Genomic DNA, 18,240 nt, shown 5'->3' with positions numbered 1-18,240 from the left:
TTTTAGGTACTCTCAAATTTACCCCAAATACAAATTCGCTCTTAAAGAACTTTGACAGTGTTCCACGCGGGGAACGTTATATTTGTACTATGAACACATTAACACCGTCCCAGTATGCGGCCTATTGGGAAAAGGCCATCGGCTTCCCGGCTTACAGCGCGAGCGTGGAGGCTGAGGCGGCCACCAATCCGACGGAAGGCAACAGCAAGTATGTCCCCATCAACTGGCGCCGGATGCAGCGCATCACCAAAACGACGCGGCTGACCGACACGACCCTCGAGGTCCTGGGTCAGTTGAAGGAGCGCCGGTACTGGCTGGTCATCACCGAGAACTGGTGCGGGGACTCGGCGCAGTCGACGCCGATCATGGAGAAGATGGTGGAGGCGTCGCGGGGGATGATCGAGATCCGGTTTATTTACAGGGACGCGAACATCGAATTGATGAATGCCCATCTTACAGGGACCAGTATGTCCATTCCAAAGCTGATCCAGCTGGACAGGAATTTCAACGTTACCGGCAGCTGGGGCCCCCGGCCGGATAAAGCCCAGGAGATGGTGTTGCGGCTGAAGGCGAATCCCGCGACGGCGCCGACTTATAATGAGGAGTTACATAAATGGTATGCCCAGGACAAACAGGCGGGAATAGAATCGGGGTTGAGGAATCTTCTGTCGGGTGTGGCACCGCAGCAGCCGGCGGCGCCTCCGGCGAAAGAAGAGGCGGCGCCGCCTAAAGAGGGAGGGGTGTGAACCGCAGGCCACGGAACGTTAACCGCAGGCCACGGAACGTGAACCGCAGGAAAAGGCGGCGGCCCATGACCGCGTGAACCGCAGGAAAAAGACGGCGGCCCACGATGGTGTGAACCGCCACAAAAAACCTTACGCCAGCTGAGCCGTCAGCTTCGGAACCGCCGGCCAGTCGATCGGGACCTTTGTCGCCGCGTACAGGTAGTTGGAAATGGTCTTATCTCCAATGACCAATATAGCATCCATCAGATTCTCTTCCGTCCAGCCTGCTGCGAAGAAGGCGTCGATCACGTCCCCGGATACATGGCCCCGGGTCTCCACGGCACTCTTTGCATATTTTACGAGGGCGTCCAGCTTACGGTCGAAAGACGCGCTGCCGCCGCGGAGCTCGAGTATCTGCTCGTCCGTATACCCGTTGAGTCTGGCGATTGCGGTGTGGGCGCTCAAACAGTATTCACAGTCATTTGCTTCGCTTACCACGAGATTGACCGCCTCTTTTTCCTTCGGGCGCAGCGAGGTCTTTGCGTTGGAGAGGGCGAGGTAGTTGGCCAGACCGTGACCGGAGACGGCCATTTCGGCGTAGAGGTTGGGGACCTTTCCGATGGCCCTTGTAAGGTTGTCGAACAATGCCTGATTAGCGGGGCTTACTTCTTCTCTGGCAGGAACTTTGAACGTTTTCATATCATTTAGTTTTTTGTTTGCTTTGTCGCTATTGACGATACAAAGAAACGACGCCGGAGAGGCGAAAAAAATGGACGGATTGCCCGAAGAGATGTACTTTTTGCCTGAGGGCCCCCGGAGATAGCGCGGCCCTAACTTGTGTTTCCAGTTACCGGACTCGCCGGCTAGCAATCACAGACTGGCAGAGATGCGCAGGGCTTTGCGGGTACCAGACAGCGCCTGTACGGCATATTGGATTATGCCGATTTTCCATCCGCGGATAGCAGTTATGCGGTGGACTGGACCGACAGCGGAGCGGACGCGTTTACTATCTATTACGACGAAGGGAAGGTCAGGCGTGTCGGCGCAAGTTCCGGCGCCGGGCCGTACTGGATGATCGCTTTCCGCGAACCGGTGATGGACCTTCCCCAAACGCTGCGATGGCAGCGGGTATCCGAAACACCCGGGAAACAACACTATTAGGTCTACCGATACACATCCAACAACCCGTCGGGCAACTCCACGTGGACTTCCTTTTTCTTTTTGTCTACTTTCAGCAGGGTCTCTTCGTGGACGGGGATCAGGGCTTCTTTGCCGCCTTCGAGGGCGATCTTGCAGAGGACCTCGGTGGGGTTGTTCGATGACTTCGAGGATCTCGCCGAGGTCGGTTTTGCCGTCGAGCATGCGGAAGCCGACGAGGGAGATGGGGGCGGAGGAGCCGGCGTATTGGGCGAAATCGGCTTCGGTGAGCCAGACCTCTTTCTGGACGACGCGGCGGGCGGTTTCCTTGGTGTCGAGGCCTTCGAGTTTGATGTAGAGTTCCTCGTCGGACCTGGGACGGGTGGCCTGGACGAACCAGGGGAGCATCTCGTCCTTTTTGTCCTCGATAAAGATCGCCTTGAGGCCTTTCAGGGTCGTCTTTTTGCCGAGCCGGTGCTGGAGGACCAGCTCGCCCTGGAGCCCGAAAACTGCCACCAATTTGCCGATATTGCGATAGTTGTTTGCCATAGATTGTCCTTCGGACCTGAGCCGGGAGGCTAAAAAAGGAGGTCTCGCGACCTCCTGTAAAATAGATTGAGTTAGACTAGACTAAGCCTCCAGATCTAAGCCTCCTGTGCGGGGCCGCTTTCGCTCTTTCTCTCAGTCCTTTCGGTTCTTTCAACCCTTCTCATGGGAGGACCGCCGGGGCCGCGACGTCCGGGACGTGCTTTGCGGTTGTCTTCCTGGCGTTTCTTCATCTGAGCTTCGTGCTCGCCGTGCCACTTCTGGAATTTTTCCATTGCAGCTGCGTCATCGAACAACCCGAGTTTTACACCACGCAGGAGGTGTTTCAGATAGAGAACACCCTTGTAAGAGAGGATGCGACGTACGGTATCCGTGGGCTGAGCACCTTTGTGCAGCCAGTCAAGCGCCTTCTGGCGGTCGAGCTGAACAGAAGCGGGAACAGTGAGGGGATTGTACGTACCGATTTTCTGGATGAATTTACCATCCCTGGGCGCGCGGGCGTCGGCTACTACGATGAAATAAAATGGCCGTTTCTTAGACCCGTGGCGTTGCAGTCTGATTTTTACTGGCATCTTAAATAGACATTTAAATGCGTGAACAATAAGGTTACTTTTCCAATTTGGGATTGCAAATATCGCAATCCGTGATCACATTTCAAAAATAATACATCAACTTTTAAAGAGCGAATGTTGCGGGGGATTTTTTTGGTTTCCGCCGGGATTTTAACAGCAAATTACGGACCTGCCTTTTGCGGCCCGGAGCCAGTGGGAGTCAGGGTTTTACCTTTTCCGGCCAGAGGAAAGGCTCCGGTGGGTGATGAACCGATAAAGCAGACCCCGGTGTCTAGCGCCGGCGGCCAAGGGCTCCGCCCATAGGCATCTTATTCATCATCTTCATCATCTGTTTCATCTGCTCGAACTGTTTGAGGAAGGCGTTGACCTCGTTGAGATCCTTGCCGGAACCTTTCGCCAGACGTTTGCGGCGGCTCTGGTCGATGGAATCGGGGTTGGAGCGCTCGTAGGGGGTCATGGAGTTGATGATGGCTTCGATGCCTTTGAAGGCGTCGTCGCTGATATCGATGTCTTTTATGGCCTTGCCCACGCCGGGGATCATGCCAAGGAGGTCCTTGATATTCCCCATTTTCTTGATCTGCTCCAGCTGTTGCTTGAAATCCTCAAAATCGAACTGGTTTTTGCGGATCTTTTTCTCCAGCTTCTTGGCTTCCGCCTCGTCGAACTGGGCCTGGGCCTTTTCCACGAGGGTCGTGATGTCGCCCATCCCCAGGATCCGCTGGGCCATACGCTCGGGATAAAATACGTCCAGCGTATCCATTTTCTCCCCGCTGCTGATGAATTTGATGGGTTTGCTGACGGTGTACTTGATGGACAGGGCGGCGCCACCGCGGGTGTCACCGTCCATTTTGGTCAGCACTACGCCGGTGAAGTCGAGCCGGTCGTTGAAGGCCTTGGCCGTGTTGACGGCGTCCTGACCGGTCATGGAATCCACGACGAACAGGATCTCGCCCGGATTGACCGCGCCCTTGATGGCGGCGACCTCCTGCATCATCACCTCGTCGATGGCCAGACGGCCGGCCGTATCCACGATGACGACGTTCTTATTCTTGCTTTTGCCTCTTTGATGGCATTCTGGGCGATCTGGACGGCGTCCTTGTTGTCGGGCTCGCTGTACACGTCGACCCCGATCTGGCTGCCGAGCACTTTCAGCTGTTCGATGGCCGCCGGGCGGTAGATGTCCGCCGCGACCAGCAACGGAGAAAGCCCTTTGCGGCCCTTCAGGTAGTTGGCCAGCTTGCCGCTGAATGTGGTCTTACCGCTACCCTGCAGACCTGCGATCAGGATGACCGCCGGGCTGCCCTTGGCGTTGAGCTCGCTCTCGGAGCCGCCCATGAGGGAGACCAGCTCGTCCTTGACGATCTTGACCATCTGCTGGCCGGGGCTGACGGCTGTGAGGACCTTCTCCCCCATCGCCTTTTCCCGGACCGTATCGGTAAATTCCTTGGCTATTTTGAAGTTGACGTCTGCGTCGATCAGCGCACGGCGTATGTCTTTCACCGTTGCAGCAATGTTCAGCTCTGTGATCCTCCCCTCCCCTTTTATCTGTTTGAAGGCTGACTCTAACCGCTCCGACAAATTCTCGAACATGATAACTTTTTTATGACCCCGACCCGGGGCCCGTATAAAATGAAAAAAGTGAATATAACCAGGTTATATTCACTCTAAAGAAGGGACAAAATTAAGTAAAATCAGTGTATTATTTCTTCAAATCTCTCGAATTTGGTTTGTAATGGGTTAGATGCCCAGATAGCTTCTCAGCATTTTCGACCGGGAATTGCTCCTCAGCTTGGTAATCGCCTTGTCCTTGATCTGGCGGACGCGTTCGCGGGTGAGGTTGAACTTCTCCCCGATGTCCTCCAGGCTCATGGGATGGTCGACGCCGATGCCGAAGAAGAAGCAGATGACCTCTTTCTGGCGTTCTGTCAGTGTCTTCAGCGAACGGTCGATCTCCTGTTTGAGGGATTCCTTGTGTTCGATGTTGGTCTCGGCTCTTTCCGCATTGGGGTTCTCCAGCACGTCGATGAGGGTGTTGTCCTCGCCTTCCGACAGCGGGGTGTCCATGCTCACGTGACGGGCGGCTATGCCCGGGGTTGAGGAGACCTCTTCGATGTCCAGCTCGAGGATCTCGGCCAGTTCTTCCGCGGACGGTTCGCGCTCAAACTCCTGCTCCAGCTGCGAATACGCCTTCTGGATGCGGTTGGTCAGGCCTACCTTGTTGAGGGGCAGACGAACGATACGCGACTGCTCGGCCAGCGCCTGCAGAATACTCTGACGTATCCACCAAACTGCATAGGAGATGAACTTGAAACCGCGCGTCTCGTCAAATCGCTGAGCGGCTTTGATGAGGCCAAGATTACCTTCATTGATGAGATCGGGTAGTGACAGTCCCTGATTCTGGTACTGTTTGGCTACGGATACAACAAAGCGGAGGTTGGCTTTGGTTAATTTGTCGAGAGCTTTTTGATCTCCCTGCTTTATACGAATGGCGAGTTTGACTTCTTCCTCGGGGCTGATCAACTCGACTTTTCCTATTTCCTGCAGGTACTTCTCCAGGCTCTGAGATTCACGATTAGTTATACTCTTCGTGATCTTCAGTTGACGCATGCTCATAGGCAGAGGTCTTTAAAGGGTTTTTAGAGTTCTTAAGGCTTGTTTAAATGGATATGTTAAATGGTAGCTATTAGCTCAGGTAAAAACGAATAAAACCTTCTTTTCGTGCATGAATTGGTCGTCAACTGATTCGCCTGTAGGTGTGAATAGCAATTTAGCCATTTTTGGATAGCCCACCAATTATTTTGCTATTTCTCTGATAATCAATGACAAATCGTTAAAATTTAATTAAAATCTACCCATTTGCCATAATAAAATATGGTTGAAAAAAAATTTTGATGGTTGAATTTTTTTTCTATCATTGCATCCAGCCGGCCTAAACATTTTGGCAAATATTGGGCAGTTTGAGCCGGCGGGGAGGAATTTACCGCGCAGCATGATATGGTTAGTTGTGGGGTAGCTTGGTCCAAACGACACAATCGCACATAGATGAGTAAGAAACAAATATTTACGTTAGAGTATCCGGTAAGATGTTCACCCTCGATCCTATATGAATTCCTAAGCACACCTGCCGGTTTGCAGGAGTGGTTTGCAGATAGAGTCGACGAGCGGGATAATGTGTTCAGTTTTTCCTGGAATGGCACTACCGATAAGGCGGAAGTCACTGAAAGTGAATTAGATAAATTTATCCGTTTTCACTGGATGGACGCTCCGGACGAGGAATTCTTTGAGTTTCGTATCGAGAAGTCCGAGGTAACCAACCAGACGATCCTGGTCATAAAAGACTTTGCAGGCAAGAGCGAGGTGAAAGATCAGAGCCAGCTGTGGTCGTACCAGGTGAAAGACCTTTTTCACCGGCTGGGCAACTAACGCCGGCCGGCCCACTAACGTTAGTGGGTGTTCGCCCCTGCGCGGGCCGGTATTCAGCCCTCTTCCAGCACGCCTGCCAACACCCGAAAGAATCCCCCCAATACTGTCTGTGCTTCCTCCCAGCGATCGAGTCCGCATGCCGCGGAAAGTTTGAGAAACGGCCCCCGTTCAAGGTCATCCGCGCTTACTATTGGCCGGTAGTTCTCCGGAACGTGTTCGTGTCTCCACTCGTCGTCCGAGACCCCGACGTGGAATCCTGCCTCCGCCAGCACTGCCCGGTGACGTCCCAGCAATGGCCTGTACCGCGCGAGATACTCCCCTTTCAGATGAAGCGTTACGCTAAATGCGTGTCCCCACCAGAAAAATGTCCTTACCGCCAGCACGTCCTCCCGGCCAAAGAGACGGGGATAGTCCAGCATGACGTAGGGAAGGCCCTGGTAGTTCTCGCCTTTGGATATTTTTGGGAAGACAGGCGACTGCAACAGCCCCTTATAATCCTCGCTAAGCGCGGCAAAAAGCCCGACGGTCTTCCTGATGATGGAATTCTTCGTTAAAATCCAGCCCGGCTCGGCGACCAGCCGCATTTCCTCTGGCGAAAGTTGTAGATTTGCGCTTTCCATAATTTAAAGATAAGTCATCCCCTGTGCTTAGCCGCCTGTTCAAAAAGCTGGACATTCTGATCGTAAAAGCCTTTATCGGGCCTTTTGTCGCGACATTCTTCATTACCCTGTTCGTGCTGGTGCTTCAATTCATGTGGCTGTATATCGACGACGTCGTCGGAAAGGGGCTCAGTGCTTTTATCGTCCTGCAGCTGCTGGTATATGTCGCGGCAACGGTGGTACCCCTGGCGATGCCGCTGGCGGTGCTGCTCTCCTCCATCATGACCATGGGCAATCTGGGTGAGACGTTCGAGCTGGTTGCGATCAAGTCCGCGGGCATCTCCCTGCTGCGCTTCCTCCGGCCATTGTTCGTCGTGAGTCTGGGACTAACGTTAGTAGCCTTCTATTTCAACAACAATATCCTGCCGCTGGCCAATCTCAAGATGAATACCCTCAAATACGATATCATCATGAAGAAGCCGGCCCTGAACATCAAAGAGGGCGTATTCTTCGACAAGATCGAGGGTTTTGTGATCAAGATCGGCAAGAAGGAGAAGGACGACTCGACCATCCGCAGCGTCGTCATCTACGAACAGAATAATACCGGTAATGCGCAGGACAACGTGATCGTCGCCGACAGGGGAACCATGGTCGTCACGCCGAACCAGCAAAACTTGATCTTCACGCTCTATGACGGCAGCCGCTATCAGGAGCAGGCGGGCAAAGGGGGTATTCAGACGGGTACCGAGCTGACGCGTATGAGCTTTAAGAAGTACAAGAAGGTGATGGACCTCTCGACCTTCAAGATGACCCGCACCGACGACAGCAATTTCAGGAATAACTACCAGATGAAGACGCTGCCCCAGCTGGGCCATGCCATCGACTCCGTCCGGCATATGACGCAGGACTATTCGAAGCGTGCGGGAGATATCGTCGCGATGAATGTCAAGGTCAAACGCTATCTCGACACGACGGGATGGGACAAGGTGGAGAAGGCGCCTACGCCGGTGCTTGCCTATCTCAAGCCGGAAGCGATCGCGCGCGATTCGGTGAAGCGTCTGTGGGTGACCGAACGGAAACGGCAGGACTCGCTGAAACACGCCAAAGATTCTATCGATAAAGTGATCGCCGCCGCGACGAAGAAGAAGCCGTCGGCTCCGGCGCCCGTGATACCCGCGAATCCCGACGTCGCGATCCGGCCGGTGCCGAACGCGCCCCAGGACCCGGTCTTTGCCGACCTGATGCCGGACAGCGTGTATTCCAACGTACTCGAACGAACCATATCGACCATCAGCGCTGCCAAAACGGGTCTTGACCAGCCCGCCATTATGTTCAGCAATGAAGACCACAACCTTCGCCAGATGGAGTCCTCGTGGCACGAGAAGATAACGATGGCCGTCGCGGTGCTGGTGATGTTCCTGATCGGCGCGCCGCTGGGATCGATCATCCGCAAGGGGGTATCGGTCTTCCGCTGGTATTCGCCGTCGTCTTCTTCGTCATCTTTTTCCTGCTGACCAATTTCGGCCGCAAGTTGGCCGGACAGGCCGTACTTAGTCCGATGGTGGGGATGTGGCTGGCTACCTATGTGCTGGTACCCGTGGGTCTGTTCCTGACTTATAAAGCGCTCAACGACAGTCAACTGTTCAACAAAGAATTTTACTTCCGGTTATCCCGGAATATCAGAACTTTGGCCGCGCGTATACGTGAATGGAAAAAGCAAGGAAAATATCGGTCTCCAGCGATGGGTCGCAGGCGTAGCCGTTGTTCTGTTCTTCCTGAAGCTGGCAGCCTACTATCTCACCCAGTCTGTTGCGGTGCTTACTGACGCGCTGGAAAGCACCGTGAACGTCATTGCCGGATTTGTTGCGCTTTATAGCCTCCACGTCGCCGCCAAGCCCCGCGACGAGGACCATCCCTACGGTCATGGCAAGGCGGAATTTCTCTCAGCGGCGGTGGAAGGCGCCCTGGTCCTGATGGCGGGGATGATCATCATCTACGAGGCAATTACGGATTTTATAAACCCGCATCCGCTGGTCAAGCTGGATCAGGGCATCTATATCGTCGCCGTCACGGCGGTTGTCAATTTTGTCGTGGGTGCGATCTGTATCCGGCGCGGCAAGCTGAACGATTCCATGGCTCTCCAGGCGGGTGGCCGCCACCTGCAGTCCGACACCTACAGCACGGCCGGGATCATCGCCGGTCTGGTACTCATCCGTATAACGGGTATGGTCTGGCTGGACGGGGTTGTGTCGCTGATCTTCGCGGGGATAATTCTCTACACAGGCTACCACATCCTGCGCAAATCCGTCGCCGGGATCATGGACGAGGCGGATCTCCAGCTGCTACAGGAGATGGTCGCTTATCTCAACGCGAACCGCCGGCGCAACTGGATCGATCTGCACAATCTCCGCGTGATCAAATACGGCGGTCTGCTGCACGTGGACTGTCATCTGACTGTGCCCTGGTATCTCAATGTCGTGGAAGCGCACGCAGAGATCGACGCGCTGACGGCGCTGATAAGGGGACGATGGGGTGAGTCGGTCGAATTCTTCGTGCATACGGATGCCTGTATGGATTTCTCCTGCCGGATCTGTATGAAGGAGGAGTGTGCGGTGAGGAAGCACGCGTTCGAGACGCGTGTCGAGTGGACGCTGAAGAATGTGGTGAGGAACAAGAAGCACGAGGCTCCTGTCGCGGCGTCGCCGAGGGAGCAGCTGCATATTGAGTTTCCGGGCCATGACGCGCCGGGGGCGCTCCGCCCTAATCGGTAAACTATACCATAAAACCTATGGTTTAGATAATCTTTCGCAGTGGTGCATGGGATAATTTTACACTGCGCCGCCGTCCTCCACCTATTCCTTAACTTCTAAAAACTGCACTATGTTTGAACAAATCGACAACATCGTTGGTGCCTGTATCCAGCTTACGGAAGAAGAGCGCCGGATCTTTCATTCGCTGCTGCGTTTCAGACGGGTAAGGAAGAGGTCGCTCCTGCTGCAGGAGGGAGACGTTTGCAGTGTGGAGGCCTTTATTATAAAAGGCTGTATACGTAGATACTATATCAATGAGGACGGCAGCGAGACCAATCTGAGTTTTGCCGTGGAAGGTTGGTGGGTCAGCGACCCGCAGAGTTTTGGCGAGCAGTCTCCTTCGGACATGTTCATCGAGGCGCTGGAGGAAAGTGAATTGCTGTTGCTGGACTACCGGAGCAAGAACGAACTGCTGGAAAGGGTACCGAAGTTCGAGCGGTTCTTCCGGCTGTTGCTGCAGCGGAATCTGGCGCATCTGCAGGGGAGGTGGAGGGCGTCTGTCGCGCATACGGCGGAGCAGCGTTATACGTCATTCATAGATAAGTATCCGAATATCGCCGCACGGGTGACCCAGACCCAGATCGCGAAATACATCGGAGTAAGTCCGGAGTTTTTGAGTAAGATGAGGAGTTCGATGTACCGGCGGGCGGTGTAGGTCGTGTTTTGGCGGCCAGGCTCCCGTCGATGGGTAGTCGGTGAGGGTTGCGGCGACCTGTGGCAAGTCATTTGCATATAAGTATTGCGGTAAGCAGTAACTGTGGAAAAAAATCCCGTCTTATTGCTATTGGAAATATTGGTATAATTTCTTATATTCATATTGTCAATTCAACTGTGCCCAATCTCCTCTGAATTTCTTATTTAAAGTCTACGCTCCTCGTAAATCCGGTAAGCCTCTTTACAGCCTGAATCATAGCACTCTTTTTTCATCACTTTAATCACCGATTATGAAAAAGGCTTTACCCTTTGCAATCACACTACTATTCGTGTGCCCTATTCTCACCTTCACACCCGCGAGAGCAAATGATGGCGGCAAAGGCTCCCCTTCAGTATTACATCAGGACCATGGACAAAGCTGGCTGGACAAGGCCTGGGACGATTTCCTCGATCTGTTCAGGGGCCATCATGACAAGGGCGAGGACAAGGACAACGGCAAGGGTCCCGGCGACAAGGACAAAGGCGACAAGGATCACAAGGGTCCTGGGCACAGGGAAGGTCCCGGCTCGGGTGGCAACGCCAATGACGGCAATGGAAATGGTAACGGCAACGGCCAGGGCGGCAACGGCAGCGGTAGCGGCGACGGCGGGAGTGGTGGCAGTGGCGGCGGCGCCGGCGATGGCGGATCGATGCCTCTTCCCCCCACATCGGGCGGTGGTCCTTCGAGCGGCGGTTCGTCTCCTTCCGCACCTATCGATGGTGGCATCAGCCTGTTGCTGGCAGCAGGAGTCGGGCTTGGCGTAAAGAAGTTCATTCCGAAGCGCGCGCCCCGCGATCCGAAATGATTTTGGCGATCGCCATGATCCGGAAGATGAGCCGGCTTAGGATGAACACAATGGCCTGAGCCGTATGCAGCATAGCCAGCCGTGACAAGACGGCAACACCGACGAGTATCCATCTCCGAGATAAAAATAACCCCAACCAACACCGCCGAAGACAAAGTTAAGTGTCGTGCAACTGAATGCCGATCGTCTTATGAATGACGACCGGCAGGCCAGCGAGCAGCGATAAAGGAAGGAGTATTTCGGGAAAGCGAAATACTTTTTTCAGTTTCATATTTTCAGCCGATGGACGGCGTACGCCAGCGGCGAGAAGTAAATGGACCTGTAACGATGTTTGAATACACGGACTTTCGATCGGCGCCGGGGGGTGGACGAAGGGATTCGCATCTTAAGGGTCAGTTTAAAGACTTAGTCTAAAATAAAGGTTTTTGATGAAAAATAATGTTCCGAGGCCCGTAAAACTATTTCTTCTGAAAGCCACCCTCCTCTTTGCCGTATGGAAGCTCATTTATCTGCTGTACCTCCTTCCACACCGCACACTGGACAGGCCTCTTACGGACGCGGTTGCGGCGGGTACGGTAGCCACGCTGAACACGTTCGACCATTCGCGGCCCTACTCGACCCGCGAGGGCACCCATACCAGTATCGATGCCGACGGCCACCCTTTTCAGGAACAGGGGATGGATCTCTTCCTCGGCAAGGAAAAAGTATTGTATATCGCCGATGTCTGCAATGGTCTCGAGCTGCTGGTGCTCTATGCCGGCCTTATCATCTGTCTGCCTTCCTCCGCCCGGAGGAAATTGATATTCGTGGCGGGCGGCCTTCTCTTTATCGAGGTGATCAATGTTCTCCGCTGTATGGCGCTGGTACAGGTGTTCCTGCGGCGGCCGGACTGGCTGGATTTTACGCACCACTATCTTTTTTCATTCCTCGTCTATGCGGCGATCTTCTGGCTGTGGTATATTTTTTCGCGGGATCCCGTGTTCACCAAAAAACTTCGTGTCCATGCGCAGGTTGGAGTTCAATAGCGATGTTCGGGGTGCGGGGGCGGCGGGCGGCGACCGTTGGGGCTTTGGGCTCAGCGGGGCGCGGCGCGTGGCCGTGGGGCTGGCGGCGGTGATCTTCGTATATGTGGTTTACAAGCTGGTGCTGTGTGCGCCGGGGTTTCTGGAGGGCACGTCGCGGTCGCTGAGGCATTTTATGAAGTTCGGGATAGCGATTGTAGTTTATGGGCTGGGGGTGTTTGCGTTTTTCCGGAATAGCCAGGGTTGGGTGTTGTCGGTCTGGCATATTCTGTATGTGGGGATGCTGGTGTTGCTGACGCTGTTGGGTGTTTTTGATGCCGTGGGCGGGGGCTGCCGATGGTGGCGCGGGGATTGACGACGACGGTTTTTGAGTTTTTGATCTCGCCGGTGCCGTTGGTGGTTTTGGTGGTGGTGAATAGGGTGATAGGGATGGGGGCGGCGGATGGCCGGTGAGGGTTGGGCGGCTGTGATCCCCAATCGGTTCATTTCATTATATGCGCCTTCCTGAACTCGTCTGGCGTCACGCCCTCATATTTCTTGAAGAACCGGTTGAAATAAGAGTTGTCCTGAAAGTTCAATTCATATGCAATCTCCGTCGCGGTCATGCCGGCATTGGTCAGGAGACGTTTGGCTTCGAGGAGGACACGGTCGCGGATGACCTCGCCTGCGGCGCGGCCGAGGAGTTCCTGGCAGAGGGCGTTGAGGTGGTTGGGTGTAATGAAGAGGAGTTCGGCGTATTCGCTGGGGCGGCGGAGGGTTTTGTAATGCTGTTCGATCAATTTCTTGAAGCTCGCCAGTAGTTGTTGTTTCTGGGAAACGGCCGGCTGCGCGGTAGGTTTGGCGGTCTCGATGCCGTTCTGGACCGTGAGGAACAGCTGCAGCAGCAGGGTCCGCAGGAGGTCGGGGTCCTTTTCCGCGTGGTTGTAGTAGTGTTCTAGCATGCTGTCCAGGATGCCGTAGACCTTCTCCTTTACCGGCGAGACCATCTGGACCACGCTGTCCTGGCTGTTTCCGCTGAAAAAGCTGAACCGTTCGAGGTAGTTGGGACTGAGCAGGAAATTGCGAAGGAAATTTTCGGAGAAGTTGACCACATAGCCTTCAGGCTGGCTTGTGAATGACCAGCTGTGTACCTGACCCAGCGTCATGAAATAGATCTGCCCCTCTTCGACGGGGTATCGGGTAAAGTCTATCGAGTGGTGACCGGTCCCGCCCTTGAAACACACCAGGTGGTAAAAGACGTGGCGGTGGGGGCTGTGGAGGTGGGGGGACTGGCGTCCGAGATAACCCTGGAACCCTTCGATCATAAAGTCTCCCGGGTCCAATGGCCTGGCCGTCAGGTTAGCAATTTTGTAGACCGGGATCTTTTCTTTCATAAGCGGCAAATTACCCAAAATTGGGCCCGCCGCAAAAAAGCCGCCAGCCTCGCGGCCGGCGGCTTGGTCAGCTCACAACACACTCTTTATCCCAAATATTTCTTCAGTTCGGAAGCCGCGTGAAGGATCAGCGACTTCGTCCCGTTCTCGTTGGCCAGCCCGTTGAGCATTCCCCAGTCGTGTATCATTCCGTTGTAGCGGACGGTCGTGACGGTCACTCCGGCTTCGCCCAGCTTGCGGCCATAGGCTTCGCCTTCGTCCCGCAGAATATCGTTCTCTGCCACCTGGAGCAGGTGCGGCGGCAGGCCCCTCAGGTCTTCGACGGTATTGTTCAGCAAAGAAGCGTGTTTCTCCTTGCGCGCTTCGAGGTCGGTCGTATACTGGTCCCACATCCACTTCATCAGCGGCTCGGTGAGGAAACGCTGCGCGCCAAACTGCTCATAGGACTCCTGTTCGAAGGTCGCGTCGGCCACGGGCCACATCATGATCGCCAGCTTGATAGTGGGACCACCACCCTCCTTCGCCATCAGCGCAGTGACGCCGGTCATATTCCCTCCGACGCTGTTGCCGACGACGGCAAGGTTGCCGCCGTTCACCCCAATTTCCTTACCATTGGCAGCGACCCATTTGGTGGCGGCGTAGATCTCGTTGATAGCCTGAGGATACCGGGCCTCGGGCGAGGGGGTATAATTGACGAAAACAGCCGCATAGCCGGACGCTACCACCAGATCGCGGACCAGCCGGCGATGGGTAGGATAGTCGCCCAGGATCCAGCCTCCGCCATGTATGAAGATAAAGACCGGGAGAAGCCCCGTCGCGCCCTCGGGCCTTACGATATTGAGCTTTATGGTATAGCCGTCCGCTTCGATCGTCTTCTCGGACTCTTCGATACCGGAATAGTCCACATTGAACGCCTTCTGGGCATCGATCAGCACCTGACGTGCGGCCAGCTTGGGCAGGCTCTCCACCGGCTTGCCGCCCGGCGCGTTGACGATCTTCAAAAATTCCTTGACGCCAGGGGTCAGGTGCTCGTCTGCCAGATAGTCGACGGGAGTAATGGCTTGTGTTGTGGTGCTCATACAAAATGATTTTGGTTGTGATGGATGATACAAAGCTAGGACGGAAATACAAACACCGAAATGACCAAGGTTAAGAAAGTGGCTTAATGTAGATTAAGAAATGGAAAGCCACGCATTTGGCAGGGCATTTAGCCAGGTCGTCCCATTTGAGGCGTTTTCGGCAGTAGGGTCGCCTTGCAACCCGTGGCACGACCGCCGGACACCTACCTGCGTCACAGACGAAAAGCAGTCACGGGGTATCTGATGATATCCTATATTTGCCTTCCAAATCAGCGTTATGTCAATCTGGAAGGACTATCAGGAAAAGAATAAAGACCGGTTTCTCAGCGAGCTCCTCGAGCTGCTTCGCATCCCCTCCGTTAGTGCCCGCAGCGAGCACAAGCCCGATATGCAGAAATGCGCCGGGGCCGTGAAACAGCGCCTGATAGACGCCGGTGTCGACAAGGCCGATATCTACCCGACCGACGGCCACCCCGTCGTCTATGGCGAAAAGATCACCGACAAGAACAAACCCACTGTCCTGGTCTATGGCCACTATGACGTGCAGCCGCCCGACCCCCTTGATCTCTGGAAGAGCGGACCTTTCGACCCCGTCATCAGGGACGGAAAGATCTATGCCCGCGGCAGCGCCGACGACAAGGGACAGTTCTATATGCACGTGAAGGCGTTCGAGACGATGGTGCAGACGAATACCCTCCCGACCAATATTAAATTCATCATCGAAGGCGAGGAAGAGATCGGCAGCCCCAGTCTGGCCAAATTCCTGACGGCCCATAAAGACCTGCTGAAGGCCGACGTCATCCTCATCAGCGACACGGCCATGCTCAGCATGGAAAACCCCTCCATCGATATCGGCGTGCGGGGTCTCTCGTATATCGAGGTCGAAGTGACGGGGCCCAACCGGGATCTGCACAGCGGCGTATATGGCGGGGCGGTAGCGAACCCGATAACCATGCTGGCGAAGATGATCGCGTCCTGTCACGACGAGAACAACCATATCACCATACCCGGATTTTATGACGACGTGGTGGAGGCGACGCCCGCCGAGCGTAAATTAATGTCCCAGGCCCCCTACAACGAAGACGAGTACAAGAAAGACCTCGGCGTTGACCAGCTCTGGGGTGAAAAAGGATATACCACCAATGAACGCACGGGCATCCGCCCTACCCTCGAGCTGAATGGCATCTGGGGCGGCTATACCGGCGAAGGCGCCAAGACCGTGCTGCCTTCGAAGGCCTATGCCAAGATCTCGGCGCGTCTGGTGCCGAATCAAAAGGCCGGCGTCATCACAGAGAAGCTGCTCAACTATTTCCGGCAGATCGCGCCCCCCGGCGTCACCGTCAAGGCGGAAGAGCACCACGGCGGCGAGCCCTATATGACGCCGATCGACAGCAAGGCCTATAAGGCGGCGGCTCAGGCCATCGAAGCGACGTTCGGAAAAGCGCCTATACCTGTACGTGGAGGCGGCAGCATTCCGATATGTTCCCTGTTCGAAAAAGTGCTCGGTGTGAAGATCGTGTTCATGGGGTTTGGTCTGGACAGCGACAATCTGCATTCGCCGAACGAGAAATTCGAACTTGTGAATTTTTACAAGGGGATCGAGACGATACCGTATTTCCACAAATTCTTTGCGGAGGGATAAATAAGATCGACAATGGCCGCCAGCAACACCCGAAAAGGTCTTCAGCTGGCTGTATCAGCGATGATCATTCGCCATTTTTCTCAGAAAATTATTCACTTTTTTCCCGTCGGCCGGCGGCACGGCCTTGTCGTCGTTGTTTTCCGCGACCTTCCTTACTTTTTGCATAAAGGAAGATATGGGACCTTTCATGTGTTCCTCGGGATCGGCCGTTCCGAGGGTCTCGGGGTCCGGCTTGCGGGCGCGTTCGTTGCCTTCGTTGGAAGGGTGTTCCGCGTTCTTCTGGTTCTCTTCTTCTTTCGAGAGCTCTTTGCCCTTTGGCTTGTCATTTTCCATAAGAATCCTTTCTATACCTCCGCCAAAAAAAGCATGCCAGGGGTAGCTGGAGCGGGGGTAGCGGAAGCCAGGGGGCGGGAGCCGGGGGTAGCGGAAGCCAGGGGCGGGCGCCGGAGACTTCAGAGCAGCAAGCCGAATTACCGGTGAACGTTCTGCAGCTGCAGCAACTTCTTCCGGGTATCGGGGTTTTCGCGGAGGGTCAGCGCCTTTTCGAAGGAGCCGATCGCCTTGTCCTTTTGCCCCTGAGCCAGGTACCAGTCCCCCATCGAATCATAGACATTAAAACTATTGGGATAGTTCTCCATGTTCAAATGAAAATAATAGTAGGCCCGCTGTGCCTGACCGTGTCCCATCAGGGAATACCCGATGTTGTTGACGATGGGTTCGGGCGGCGGGACCGTATAGCCCATCCGGCGGCTGATCTCCGCAAAATGCGCGGCCATCAGCGTATCGCCTTTAAAGCCCGGGTCTTCGAATTCGTCGTGGCGGAAGTCGAATTTATAAAAGTCGAAGAGGCTGCGCAGGCCGTCGTATTCCGCGACGAGGGGCACGCTGCCGTGGTCGTATTCGGGGTAGTACTTCCAGCCGAAGTAGAGATGGTTTGCGCCAATCAACTCGTTGCGCAATTTGAAGATCGACTGCATATGGCGGCTGAAAATAGTCGCCGTGTCCTTCATCACGCTAACGGTATCCAATCCCTGCTGCAGGCTATTGGCTCCGGCCAAAAATAACGACGCACCGCGGTAGTCCGCGTGAGCCGCACGCATCCGGTTGAGGAGTTTTGCCCTGTCCCACCACATCGAGGGATCGATGGCGAGGTAGCCGTTGAACAGCCCGGGGTGGTTGGCGAGCGCGTCGACGACCATGAGACCGCCGAGGGAGTGGCCGATGAAGACGCGGTAGGGTGTTGTCGGGTAGGCGGAGTCGATATGCGGGATCAGCTCGTCCGACAAAAATGACATGAACTTCGGTCCTCCCCCACTTGTGGTTCGCGGCGCCGCGGCCCATCCTGATCTCGGTGCTGTCGCGGGTGGGTGTCAGGTCGCGGTTGCGGTCTGTGTTTATGATCCCCACGACGATCATCTCGGGGAAGGCCAGGCCGCCGTCGCCGCTCATTTGTCTGATCATCGCGGCGACGCTGTAAAAATGCGAGTCCCCGTCGAGGAGATAGACCACGGGGTAGCGGCGTTTATAGAAATAGCCATCGTAATAGCTGCCCGGCAGGGACACGAGGATGCGCCTCTGCTCGCTGAGAATTTTGGAATGTATTTCTTCGGTCTTTCCGACTTTGATGGAATTATCGGGAGGAGGCTGAGGGGTAGCGCCGTCCGGCGGGGTCTGGCCGTTGGAGAAGGTATAAATGAGGAGGGCGGCTGTCAGGAAGAGGTATTTCATATCTTGAAGGTTTTGGCGGTAATGTTACGCCCGGATATCCGACAAAATATTCAAATGTGATGAAAGTCCGCCAAAATGTGATAAG

20 protein-coding genes and 1 pseudogene are annotated in these 18,240 nt (G+C 54.9%); 11 read left to right on the top strand and 10 right to left on the bottom strand.

Features of this window, described 5'->3' with window-relative positions:
• Nucleotides 1–89: 89 nt before the first annotated feature.
• Nucleotides 90–746 carry a thioredoxin family protein gene (locus ACQ86N_RS01670; protein ID WP_431213647.1) on the top strand — a complete coding sequence of 219 codons (657 nt, stop codon included), beginning with the start codon at nucleotides 90–92 and terminating at the stop codon, nucleotides 744–746.
• A gap of 129 nt (nucleotides 747–875) precedes the next feature.
• Here the strand turns inward: ACQ86N_RS01670 and ACQ86N_RS01665 are convergent, their stop codons facing one another.
• From ACQ86N_RS01665 to ACQ86N_RS01645, 5 genes and pseudogenes are all read right to left on the bottom strand, one after another.
• Nucleotides 876–1,424, bottom strand: coding sequence for a carboxymuconolactone decarboxylase family protein (locus ACQ86N_RS01665; protein WP_431213646.1), 549 nt, complete (start codon nucleotides 1,422–1,424; stop codon nucleotides 876–878).
• Nucleotides 1,425–1,595: 171 nt separating this feature from the next.
• A complete protein-coding gene (locus ACQ86N_RS01660; protein WP_431213645.1) occupies nucleotides 1,596–2,411 on the bottom strand; it encodes a ribosome maturation factor RimM in 816 nt (271 codons plus the stop codon).
• A 95-nt stretch (nucleotides 2,412–2,506) separates the two neighbouring features.
• Entirely contained in the window at nucleotides 2,507–2,980 is a 474-nt protein-coding gene (gene rpsP / locus ACQ86N_RS01655; protein WP_431213644.1) for a 30S ribosomal protein S16, read from the bottom strand.
• Nucleotides 2,981–3,254: 274 nt separating this feature from the next.
• Nucleotides 3,255–4,498: pseudogene (locus ACQ86N_RS01650) on the bottom strand (signal recognition particle receptor subunit alpha); the annotation flags it as partial.
• A gap of 219 nt (nucleotides 4,499–4,717) precedes the next feature.
• On the bottom strand, nucleotides 4,718–5,593 hold the full coding sequence (locus tag ACQ86N_RS01645) for a sigma-70 family RNA polymerase sigma factor (RefSeq protein WP_431213643.1): 876 nt from the start codon (nucleotides 5,591–5,593) through the stop codon (nucleotides 4,718–4,720).
• A 429-nt stretch (nucleotides 5,594–6,022) separates the two neighbouring features.
• Between ACQ86N_RS01645 and ACQ86N_RS01640 the strand changes: the two genes are divergently transcribed.
• A complete protein-coding gene (locus ACQ86N_RS01640; RefSeq protein ID WP_431213642.1) occupies nucleotides 6,023–6,403 on the top strand; it encodes an START-like domain-containing protein in 381 nt (126 codons plus the stop codon).
• Between the two features lie 53 nt (nucleotides 6,404–6,456).
• Here ACQ86N_RS01640 and ACQ86N_RS01635 read toward each other — a convergent pair whose 3' ends face one another.
• Nucleotides 6,457–7,023: a hypothetical protein gene (locus ACQ86N_RS01635; RefSeq protein WP_431213641.1), complete on the bottom strand. Its 567-nt coding sequence runs from the start codon at nucleotides 7,021–7,023 to the stop codon at nucleotides 6,457–6,459.
• 23 nt (nucleotides 7,024–7,046) lie between these two features.
• Here ACQ86N_RS01635 and ACQ86N_RS01630 point away from each other — a divergent pair, with 23 nt between their 5' ends.
• The 7 genes from ACQ86N_RS01630 (at nucleotide 7,047) to ACQ86N_RS01600 (ending at nucleotide 12,688) form a co-directional block, all read left to right on the top strand.
• Nucleotides 7,047–8,516, top strand: coding sequence for an LptF/LptG family permease (locus ACQ86N_RS01630; protein ID WP_431213640.1), 1,470 nt, complete (start codon nucleotides 7,047–7,049; stop codon nucleotides 8,514–8,516).
• Entirely contained in the window at nucleotides 8,441–8,827 is a 387-nt protein-coding gene (locus ACQ86N_RS01625) for an LptF/LptG family permease (RefSeq protein ID WP_431217945.1), read from the top strand. Before ACQ86N_RS01630 ends, ACQ86N_RS01625 begins: the two co-directional genes overlap by 76 nt.
• Entirely contained in the window at nucleotides 8,730–9,773 is a 1,044-nt protein-coding gene (locus ACQ86N_RS01620; protein WP_431217944.1) for a cation diffusion facilitator family transporter, read from the top strand. The genes ACQ86N_RS01625 and ACQ86N_RS01620 overlap by 98 nt, the downstream gene beginning before the upstream one ends.
• A gap of 109 nt (nucleotides 9,774–9,882) precedes the next feature.
• Nucleotides 9,883–10,467: a Crp/Fnr family transcriptional regulator gene (locus ACQ86N_RS01615; protein WP_431213639.1), complete on the top strand. Its 585-nt coding sequence runs from the start codon at nucleotides 9,883–9,885 to the stop codon at nucleotides 10,465–10,467.
• Between the two features lie 289 nt (nucleotides 10,468–10,756).
• Nucleotides 10,757–11,311, top strand: a complete 555-nt coding sequence (locus tag ACQ86N_RS01610) for a PID-CTERM protein-sorting domain-containing protein (protein WP_431213638.1) — start codon at nucleotides 10,757–10,759, stop codon at nucleotides 11,309–11,311.
• A gap of 428 nt (nucleotides 11,312–11,739) precedes the next feature.
• Nucleotides 11,740–12,336, top strand: a complete 597-nt coding sequence (locus tag ACQ86N_RS01605; protein WP_431213637.1) for a hypothetical protein — start codon at nucleotides 11,740–11,742, stop codon at nucleotides 12,334–12,336.
• Nucleotides 12,314–12,688 carry a hypothetical protein gene (locus tag ACQ86N_RS01600; protein WP_431213636.1) on the top strand — a complete coding sequence of 125 codons (375 nt, stop codon included), beginning with the start codon at nucleotides 12,314–12,316 and terminating at the stop codon, nucleotides 12,686–12,688. The genes ACQ86N_RS01605 and ACQ86N_RS01600 overlap by 23 nt, the downstream gene beginning before the upstream one ends.
• 127 nt (nucleotides 12,689–12,815) lie before the next feature.
• Here ACQ86N_RS01600 and ACQ86N_RS01595 read toward each other — a convergent pair whose 3' ends face one another.
• Nucleotides 12,816–13,706 (bottom strand): AraC family transcriptional regulator, encoded by an 891-nt coding sequence (locus ACQ86N_RS01595; protein ID WP_431213635.1) that lies wholly within the window; start codon nucleotides 13,704–13,706, stop codon nucleotides 12,816–12,818.
• Nucleotides 13,707–13,792: 86 nt separating this feature from the next.
• Nucleotides 13,793–14,785 (bottom strand): alpha/beta hydrolase, encoded by a 993-nt coding sequence (locus ACQ86N_RS01590; protein WP_431213634.1) that lies wholly within the window; start codon nucleotides 14,783–14,785, stop codon nucleotides 13,793–13,795.
• 277 nt (nucleotides 14,786–15,062) lie between these two features.
• Between ACQ86N_RS01590 and ACQ86N_RS01585 the strand changes: the two genes are divergently transcribed.
• Nucleotides 15,063–16,427 carry a dipeptidase gene (locus ACQ86N_RS01585; RefSeq protein WP_431213633.1) on the top strand — a complete coding sequence of 455 codons (1,365 nt, stop codon included), beginning with the start codon at nucleotides 15,063–15,065 and terminating at the stop codon, nucleotides 16,425–16,427.
• Between the two features lie 54 nt (nucleotides 16,428–16,481).
• Here ACQ86N_RS01585 and ACQ86N_RS01580 read toward each other — a convergent pair whose 3' ends face one another.
• Nucleotides 16,482–16,760, bottom strand: coding sequence for a hypothetical protein (locus ACQ86N_RS01580; RefSeq protein ID WP_431213632.1), 279 nt, complete (start codon nucleotides 16,758–16,760; stop codon nucleotides 16,482–16,484).
• Nucleotides 16,761–16,897: 137 nt separating this feature from the next.
• Nucleotides 16,898–17,722, bottom strand: coding sequence for an alpha/beta hydrolase-fold protein (locus ACQ86N_RS01575; RefSeq protein ID WP_431213631.1), 825 nt, complete (start codon nucleotides 17,720–17,722; stop codon nucleotides 16,898–16,900).
• Here ACQ86N_RS01575 and ACQ86N_RS01570 point away from each other — a divergent pair.
• Nucleotides 17,721–18,215 (top strand): hypothetical protein, encoded by a 495-nt coding sequence (locus ACQ86N_RS01570; protein WP_431213630.1) that lies wholly within the window; start codon nucleotides 17,721–17,723, stop codon nucleotides 18,213–18,215. The two genes, ACQ86N_RS01575 and ACQ86N_RS01570, sit on opposite strands and share 2 nt — an antisense overlap.
• Nucleotides 18,216–18,240 lie beyond the last annotated feature (25 nt).

Origin of the sequence: Puia sp. P3 (assembly GCF_050632245.1) — a bacterium.
In the GTDB taxonomy this organism is placed as follows: domain Bacteria; phylum Bacteroidota; class Bacteroidia; order Chitinophagales; family Chitinophagaceae; genus Puia.
Note: the sequence above shows the minus strand (reverse complement) of the source record. Positions and strands in the feature narration are given on the sequence as shown.

Bases quoted from the DNA above. Each gene is read 5' to 3' on its own strand.
- ACQ86N_RS01575 (WP_431213631.1), bottom strand. From the start codon at position 17,722: ATGTCATTTTTGTCGGACGAGCTGATCCCGCATATCGACTCCGCCTAC.
- ACQ86N_RS01600 (WP_431213636.1), top strand. From the start codon at position 12,314: ATGCGCAGGTTGGAGTTCAATAGCGATGTTCGGGGTGCGGGGGCGGCG.
- ACQ86N_RS01595 (WP_431213635.1), bottom strand. From the start codon at position 13,706: ATGAAAGAAAAGATCCCGGTCTACAAAATTGCTAACCTGACGGCCAGG.
- rpsP (WP_431213644.1), bottom strand. From the start codon at position 2,980: ATGCCAGTAAAAATCAGACTGCAACGCCACGGGTCTAAGAAACGGCCA.
- ACQ86N_RS01570 (WP_431213630.1), top strand. From the start codon at position 17,721: ATGAACTTCGGTCCTCCCCCACTTGTGGTTCGCGGCGCCGCGGCCCAT.
- ACQ86N_RS01665 (WP_431213646.1), bottom strand. From the start codon at position 1,424: ATGAAAACGTTCAAAGTTCCTGCCAGAGAAGAAGTAAGCCCCGCTAAT.
- ACQ86N_RS01635 (WP_431213641.1), bottom strand. From the start codon at position 7,023: ATGGAAAGCGCAAATCTACAACTTTCGCCAGAGGAAATGCGGCTGGTC.
- ACQ86N_RS01590 (WP_431213634.1), bottom strand. From the start codon at position 14,785: ATGAGCACCACAACACAAGCCATTACTCCCGTCGACTATCTGGCAGAC.
- ACQ86N_RS01645 (WP_431213643.1), bottom strand. From the start codon at position 5,593: ATGAGCATGCGTCAACTGAAGATCACGAAGAGTATAACTAATCGTGAA.
- ACQ86N_RS01660 (WP_431213645.1), bottom strand. From the start codon at position 2,411: ATGGCAAACAACTATCGCAATATCGGCAAATTGGTGGCAGTTTTCGGG.
- ACQ86N_RS01670 (WP_431213647.1), top strand. From the start codon at position 90: ATGAACACATTAACACCGTCCCAGTATGCGGCCTATTGGGAAAAGGCC.
- ACQ86N_RS01615 (WP_431213639.1), top strand. From the start codon at position 9,883: ATGTTTGAACAAATCGACAACATCGTTGGTGCCTGTATCCAGCTTACG.
- ACQ86N_RS01580 (WP_431213632.1), bottom strand. From the start codon at position 16,760: ATGGAAAATGACAAGCCAAAGGGCAAAGAGCTCTCGAAAGAAGAAGAG.
- ACQ86N_RS01605 (WP_431213637.1), top strand. From the start codon at position 11,740: ATGAAAAATAATGTTCCGAGGCCCGTAAAACTATTTCTTCTGAAAGCC.
- ACQ86N_RS01610 (WP_431213638.1), top strand. From the start codon at position 10,757: ATGAAAAAGGCTTTACCCTTTGCAATCACACTACTATTCGTGTGCCCT.
- ACQ86N_RS01585 (WP_431213633.1), top strand. From the start codon at position 15,063: ATGTCAATCTGGAAGGACTATCAGGAAAAGAATAAAGACCGGTTTCTC.
- ACQ86N_RS01640 (WP_431213642.1), top strand. From the start codon at position 6,023: ATGAGTAAGAAACAAATATTTACGTTAGAGTATCCGGTAAGATGTTCA.